Below are 6,618 nucleotides of genomic sequence, written 5' to 3' on the forward strand. Positions count from 1 at the left end.
GCCCTAACTTATCACGACCGCCGCGGTAGGGATTACCGCGCCGCTACATCGTCCAGTCCGGCCTTGATCGCCTGGGCGAGGAGATCGATGTGCTCCTGCTCGCAGATCAGCGGCGGCGAGACGGCGACGCCGCCCAGCAGCGGGCGCACGAGCACGCCGGCCTTGCGCGCGCCCGCGGCCAGCGTCGCGACCGCGGACGGCTCCTTCACGCCCACCGCGGCGAGGAAGCCGGTGCCGCCGCGGACCTCGCTGGCGGCCTCGTGGCCGGCCAGCGGGGCGAGCGCGTCGTACAGCGGCTTCTCCAGGTCCTGGCCGCGGCGGATGATGTCCTCCGCCTCATAGATGTCGATCGTCGCCAGCGCGGCCGCGCAGACCGACGGGTGGCCGGCGTAGGTGGCGCCGTGGCGGAACATGGGACCGCCGGCGGCCTCGAAATACGGCGCGGAGACGGTCTCGTCGACGACGACGCCGCCCAGCGGCAGGTACCCGCTCGTCACGCCCTTGGCGAACGTGATCATGCTCGGCTTGACGTCCGGCCAGCGCTCGACGCCGAACCAGGTGCCCAGGCGCCCGAAGCCGCAGATCACCGCGTCGATCACGAGCAGGATGCCGTGCTCGGCGCACAGGTCGGCGACGCCCTGGATGTAGCCCTCGTGCGGCGGGAACACGCCGCCGGCGCCGATCACCGGCTCGCAGAAGAACGCCGCGACCTTGTCCGGGCCGATCCGGCGGATCTCCTCCTCCAGGGCGGGCAGCGAGTCGTGCGGGACGCTGCTCGTCTGCGGGACGAGCGGGCCCCAGTTGACGACGTTGGCCTCGATGCCGCCGAGCGCGGTCCCGTAGCCGTGCGTGCCGTGGTAGCCCTGGGTGCGGCTGATCAGGTGGACGCGCTCGGGCTGGCCGAGGTTGATGAAGTGGCGGCGGGCGAGCTTGGCCGCGACGTCGATCGAGTCACCGCCGCCGCTGGTCAGGAAGACCTTGGCGTTGGGCATCGGCGCGCGCGCCGCGAGCGCCTCGCAGATCGCCTCGGCGGGGCGGTTGGAGACATCCGAGAACGTGTGGTAGGCCTCGATCTTCTTCATCTGCGCCGCGACCGCGTCGGCGATCTCCGTCCGGCCGTGGCCGAGGTTGGCGTACCAGAGCGACGCTGTGCCGTCGAGGTAGCGGGTGCCGGCCTCGTCGAAGACCCACGGGCCCTCGCCGCGGTCGATGATGAACTCGTTGCGCGCAACCGCGCCCATGTCCGCGAAGGGGTGCCAGAACGCCATGGCGCTTCAACCTAGTACAGCGCGGATCGCGGCGCCCGCCTCGCGCACCGCTTCGCGGGAGATCGCCTTGGTCTGCCAGCGCCAGAAGCCGTGGATCGTGCCGGCCTTGCGGTTGAGCGTGACGGGCACGCCCGCGCGCTCGAGTGCGCCCGCGTAGGCCTCGCCCTCGTCGCGCAGCACGTCGTGGCTGGCGGTGAGGATGTAGGCGGGCGGAAGGCCGCTGAGGTCGTCGGCACGCAGCGGCGAGGCGTCCGGGGCGAAGCCGTCCGCTCCGTCGAGGTAGAGGTTCCAGAAGCGCCGCATCGCGGCCGCGGTGAGGCCGAAGCGCTCGTCCAGCTCGCGATAGGACGGCGTGTTGATGCCCGCGTCGGTGACCGGGTAGATCAGCAACTGGAGCTTGAGCTGCGTCTTGAGGTGGCGGGCGACGACGGCGGCGAGGTTGCCGCCCGCGCTGTCGCCGGCGACGACGTCGGCCTCCACGGCTCTCGTCGCGTTCAGCGCGTCGTCCAATGCCGCCGGGAACGGGTGCTCGGGCGCGAGCCGGTAGTCGATGCTGACGACGCGGGCGTTCGCCTCGTTCGCCACCGCGCGGCAGACCGCGTCGACGGATTCGAGGTTGCCCAGCACCCAGCCGCCGCCGTGGAGGTAGGCGACGGTCCCGCGCGCGTGCTCGGGTTCGTAGACGCGGATCGGGACGCCGGCGGCGGTGTCATCGCTCACGCGCGCGACCGCGGGTCCCTCCCCCGCGAGGTGCTCGGTCTCGCTCAGGTGGGCGCGACGGGCCTGGTCGACGGGCACCTCGTGGGCGGGCGGGCCCTCGAGCGCCGCCCACCCGTCAAGGATCTCCTGAAGCTCGGGGTCCAGGCTCACCGCTTGATCAGGCGGATCAAGATCAGCAGGCCGACGATCCCCGCGACGAGCGGGACGGCGCGCTTGAGCAGCGCGTCGCGGCTGGCCTCGCCGAGGTCGAGGACGTCGTCGGTCGGCCGCGGCGCCGCGGCCTTGGGCGCGGCGCTCGACGTGCCGGAGGACGCGCTCGGCGCCGCGGGCTCGGCCTCGGCGCTCGAGACGCCGGAGGACGCGCCGGGCACGCCGTCCTCGACCGTGGTGGCCGGTTCGGCGGGGGTCGTGTCGGTCGGCGCGGCGGCCTCAGCTTCGGCGGGTGCGGCCTCGGCGGCGGCACCGACTTCCGCGGGCGCGGCCTCGACGGCCTCGGCCGGCGCGACGTCGGCGGCGGTCTCGGCGGGCCCGGACCCGTTGGTGGCACCCTCGGCGGCGGCGGGCGCCTCCTCGGTCGTCGCCGCGGGCGCGGCCTGCATCTGGTCGGCCAGGCACTCGGCGAAGCGCGTCATCAGCTTCGCGCTCACGTCCTGCATCACCCCGCGGCCGAACTGGGCGGCCGGGCCGGTGACGCGCATGTCCGTGGTCACGTGGATCTTCGTGCCGTCGGCGACCTCCTCCATCGTGGAGGTGATCGTCGCCGCGGCCGTGCCCTGCCCGCGCGCATCCTTCGCCTGCGCCCGCATGGCGACGCGGTGCGCGGCCTCATCGGCCTCCTGGATCTTGACCGTGCCCTTGTAGCTGGCGGTGATCGGGCCGATCTTGATCTTCATCTGGCCCTTGTACTCACCCTCCTCGCCCTGGCCCTCCTCGACGGTGGCGCCGGGCAGGCAGGGAGCGACCCGGGGGACGTCCAGCAGAACGGCCCACGCCTGGTCGATCGACGCGGGCACCGTGAACTCGTTCTCCAGCTTCATTTCGGCCTCCGTTGGGTCTGGCCCGGGAGGTTAGTCGGCGACGATCAGGTACGTCCCCGCGGCCACCAGGGCCACGCCCGCGACCTTCGCGAGCGTGATCGGAGAACGCTCTACCCCGAGCCAGCCGAAGTGATCGATCGCCAGCGCGGCGGCGAACTGCCCCGCCAGCGTCACGACGCTCAGGCCGGTGACCCCCAGCGCCCGTACGGTCCACACGATCGAGCCGACGTAGAGCGCACCCACCAGACCGCCCCCGATCAGCGCGTACAGCGGCGGCTTGCGGATGTCGCTGAAGCCGCCCAGCTGCCCCGCGATCGTGGTCAGGATCAAGAGCGTCAGGAACGAGACGCCGAGCGCGATCGTCGTCGCGGGCAGCCCGCCGACGCTGCGGCCGAGCTGCGAGTTCAGCGGCGCCTGGGCGGCGACGGCCGCGCCGATGGCCAGCGCCGCCACGAGCGCCGTGTCGCGGGTCATTTCGCGCTGAGCCAGTTGTCGCCGACGCCGGCGTTCACCGTCAGCGGCGGGTCCAGCTGCGCCGCGCCGATCATCTCCCGACTCACGATCTCGGTCGCCTGCTCCATCTCCTCCGGCGGCCCTTCGAAGAGCAGCTCGTCGTGGATCTGGAGGATGGTCCGGGTCTTCAGGCCGGCCTTGGCCAGCGCGCGGTGGCAGTTGACCATCGCGATCTTGATGATGTCGGCCGCCGTGCCCTGGATCACGGTGTTGACCGCGAGGCGCTCGCCGAGGCTGCGCACCTGCCAGTTGCTGGCACGGATCTCCGGGATCTGGCGGCGGCGGCCCAGGAGCGTCGAGACGTACCCGTGCTCCTTGGCCTGCGTCACCGCGTCCTTCATGAACTGGGCGACGGCGGGGAACCGCTCCAGGTAGCGGTCGATGAAGGCCTTCGCCTCGTCCTGCGGGATCTGCAGCCGGTCGGCGAGCCCGAACGCGGATAGGCCGTAGACGATCCCGTAGTTGACCATCTTGGCCTTGGAGCGCATGCCGACGTCGAGCTGGTCGGGCGGCAGGTCGAAGACGGCGCTGGCGGTCTCGGTGTGGACGTCCTCGCCGCGCAGGAAGATGTCGCGCAGCACCTGCTCGTTGGCGATGTGGGCCAAGACCCGCAGCTCGACCTGGTTGTAGTCGACGCTGAGCAGGACGTTTCCGGGCTCCGGGATGAAGCAGGCGCGGATCTCGCGGCCGGTCTCGGTCCGGATCGGGATGTTCTGCAGGTTCGGGTTGATGCTCGACAGGCGCCCGGTGGCGGCGGTCGTCTGCTCGAACGTCGTGTGCAGCCGGCCGTCGTCGCCGATCCAGTTCGGCAGCGCGTCGAGGTAGGTCTGCGCGAGCTTGGACAGCTCCCGGTAGCGCTCGATCTTGGGGATGATCGGGTGCTCGTCGCGGATCGCCTGCAACACCTTGGCGTCGGTGCTGAAGCCGGTCTTGCCGCGGCGCTTGCGGCTCAGCTCGAGCTTCTCGAAGAGCACCGCGCCGAGCTGCTGCGGGGAGCCGATCACGAACTCCTCGCCCGCGAGGTCCCAGATCTCGCGCTCGAGCGTGACGACGTCGGCGCGGATGCGGGTGGCGACGGTCTCGAGCTGCTTCGTGTCGAGCTTGATGCCCTGCTTCTCGCACTCGCGCAGGACGTGGACGAGCGGCAGCTCGACCTGGTTCATCAGGTCGCCGACCCCGCGTTCCTCGATCTGCGGGCGCTGGCGCTTGGCCAGCTCGTGGATCAGGACGGCGTAGGTGGCGAGCTCGTCGCCGGCGTCGGCGCCGATCCCGCGCTCCTCGGCCAGCTCGTCGAGCGGGTAGCCGCGGCGGGCGGGGTCGAGCAGGTAGCCCGCGACCGCGGTGTCGAAGACGAGGTTCTGCGGGACGTCACCGAGCTGCTTGGCGTCGTGGGCGATCACCGGGCGATCGCCGAGGGCGGCGATGACGAGCTTCGGGTCGTCCGTCTCCCCCGCGAGCGCGATGTTGCCGCCGCCATAGGCCGCGAAGCGCCACATCGGCTCGCGCGGGATCAGCTCGCCCTCGGGCACCTCAGGCGCGGCGAGCGTGACGACGATCTCCTCGCCCTTCATGCGCGTGATGTCCGTGGGGTGGCGCGCGAGGCCGGTCTTGACGGTGATCGTGTCGACGTCCTCGGGGCGCGGGATCGTCTCGAGCTCGGCGGCTTCGAGCGCTTCCTCGAGGCGCCTGAGCGGGTCACGCAGCTCCCAGTCGCGGAAGACGGTGCGCAGGTTCGAGCGGTCCGGGACGCGCGTGAACTCGACTTCGAGGTCGATGTCGAGCGGGACGTCGCGGACCATCGTCGCCAGCAGCTTCGACATCCGCGCGTTGTCGGCGTGGTCGATCAGGTTCTGCTTGCGCTTGGCGCCGGTGATCTTGTCGACGCTGGAGAGCACGCCTTCGAGGTCGCCGAACTTCTGCAGCAGGTCGGCGGCGGTCTTGTCGCCGATGCCGGGGACGCCGGGGATGTTGTCCGACGTGTCGCCCTTGAGGCCGATGAAGTCCGGGACGAGCTCGGGCGGGATGCCGTAGCGCTCGATCACCGCGTCGCGGTCGTAGACCTTGGTGTCGGTCACGCCTCTGCTGGTCGACATGATCCGCACGCCGTCGTCGACGAGCTGGTAGGCGTCGCGGTCGCCGGTCACGACCATCACCGGGACGCCGCGCTCCTTGGCCTGCTCGGTGAGCGCGGCGATGACGTCGTCGGCCTCGAAGCCCTCGACCGAGATGTTGCGGTAGCCGAACGCCTCGACCAGCGGGCGCAGGTGCGGCCACTGGAGCTTGAGCAGGTCGGGGCGCGTGCTGCGCTGGGCCTTGTAGTCCGGGCTGATGTCCTTGCGGCCGGACATGCCCGCGTCCCAGACCACGACGGTCGGGACCTGGCCGTAGTCCGTGAGGATCTTCACCAGCATCGACGCGAACCCGAAGATCGCGTTGGTGGGCCTTCCATCAGAGGTCGAGATCGACTCCGGGAGCGCGAAGAACGCACGGTAGGCGAGCGAGTTCCCGTCGATCAGGAACAGCTCGCGGGGGGAGTCTCCGTTGCCAGGCGGCATGGTGTGAACGTTAGTCGTCGTCAGGTGTAGAACGAGCGTCGAGTTGGGCCGTGGCGACCGCTATGCTGGCGGCGCGGCTTCCCGGTGCTTTGACCGCGCCCGGACGCCCCGCCCTCGCGCGCCCTCTCACTTGTCGATTCGCGGCGCGCCAAGCCAGCAGCCAGAGGTCCAACACCATGACCGAGACGCCCTCCCCCGAGGAAAAGAACGAGACCGCCACGACGCCTGAGCCGGAAGCCCCGGCGGCGGCCTCCGAGGGGAACGGCGACCCGGCCCCGCCCGTGAGCGTGGAGGAGGCGACCGCCGAAGCGGCAGTCGCCGCCGACGCTCCGGCGCTGGACGGCGCCCCTCCCGAGGTCGAGACGGTGGAGACGCCCGCCGTCGCCGCGGACACGCCCGCGACGACGAGCGCCGCGGCCGCCGAAGAGGCGCCCGCGGAAGCGGCTCCTGTCGCCGAGGCGACGCCCGCTGAGGCCGCGCCGGGCGCCGAGGCGCCCGCCGAGGCGACGCCCGCTGAGGCTCCGG

General features: G+C 71.7%; 5 protein-coding genes and 1 pseudogene. 1 reads left to right on the forward strand and 5 read right to left on the reverse strand.

Annotated features, from left to right (window positions below):
- Positions 1–32: 32 nt before the first annotated feature.
- The 5 genes from OM076_RS33665 to polA are packed head-to-tail and all read right to left on the reverse strand — an operon-like array spanning position 33 to position 6,093.
- Positions 33–1,268 carry an aminotransferase family protein gene (locus tag OM076_RS33665; RefSeq protein WP_270044543.1) on the reverse strand — a complete coding sequence of 412 codons (1,236 nt, stop codon included), beginning with the start codon at positions 1,266–1,268 and terminating at the stop codon, positions 33–35.
- A 6-nt stretch (positions 1,269–1,274) separates the two neighbouring features.
- Positions 1,275–2,138, reverse strand: a complete 864-nt coding sequence (locus OM076_RS33670) for an alpha/beta hydrolase (RefSeq protein WP_270044544.1) — start codon at positions 2,136–2,138, stop codon at positions 1,275–1,277.
- Positions 2,135–3,025, reverse strand: a complete 891-nt coding sequence (locus OM076_RS33675; protein ID WP_270044545.1) for an SRPBCC family protein — start codon at positions 3,023–3,025, stop codon at positions 2,135–2,137. Before OM076_RS33675 ends, OM076_RS33670 begins: the two co-directional genes overlap by 4 nt.
- 30 nt (positions 3,026–3,055) lie before the next feature.
- Positions 3,056–3,499 carry a DMT family transporter gene (locus OM076_RS33680; RefSeq protein ID WP_270044546.1) on the reverse strand — a complete coding sequence of 148 codons (444 nt, stop codon included), beginning with the start codon at positions 3,497–3,499 and terminating at the stop codon, positions 3,056–3,058.
- Entirely contained in the window at positions 3,496–6,093 is a 2,598-nt protein-coding gene (gene polA / locus OM076_RS33685; protein ID WP_270044547.1) for a DNA polymerase I, read from the reverse strand. Before polA ends, OM076_RS33680 begins: the two co-directional genes overlap by 4 nt.
- 176 nt (positions 6,094–6,269) lie before the next feature.
- On the opposite strand from polA, the pseudogene OM076_RS33690 reads away from it, so the two are divergent.
- Positions 6,270–6,618: pseudogene (locus tag OM076_RS33690) on the forward strand (hypothetical protein); the annotation flags it as partial.

It is taken from the genome of Solirubrobacter ginsenosidimutans (assembly GCF_027587205.1).